This window comes from Staphylococcus pasteuri (genome assembly GCF_030547725.1).
GTDB lineage: Bacteria > Bacillota > Bacilli > Staphylococcales > Staphylococcaceae > Staphylococcus > Staphylococcus pasteuri.
The window spans coordinates 1-242 of record NZ_JAUOQO010000810.1 but is presented as its reverse complement, the minus strand read 5'-3'; the positions used below and the strand labels follow the sequence as shown (position 1 = coordinate 242).

Here is a 242-nt window from a genome sequence, read left to right as displayed (position 1 = left end):
GCAGCAACCGTACCAAACATAACAAGGGTTGCTCCACCTAACACAGGTTTAGGGATCTGTTGTAGCACCGCACCCAATACTGGGAACAAACCCAGCACCACCAAAATGGCCGCAATGTAGTAACCAATATAACGGCTAGCCACGCCAGTCAGTTGAATCACTCCGTTGTTCTGACTAAAAGTAGTATTGGGAAAGGTGTTAAATGTTGCCGCTAACAAAGAGTTAACTCCATCAGCCAATAC

Annotated in this window: 1 protein-coding gene; it reads right to left on the bottom strand. The window is 46.3% G+C overall.

The window, feature by feature from the left end:
- Nucleotides 1–218 (bottom strand): solute carrier family 23 protein (locus Q4528_RS15580; RefSeq protein ID WP_303522624.1); only part of this gene is annotated, 218 nt, incomplete at its 3' end.
- Between the last annotated feature and the right edge of the window lie 24 nt (nt 219–242).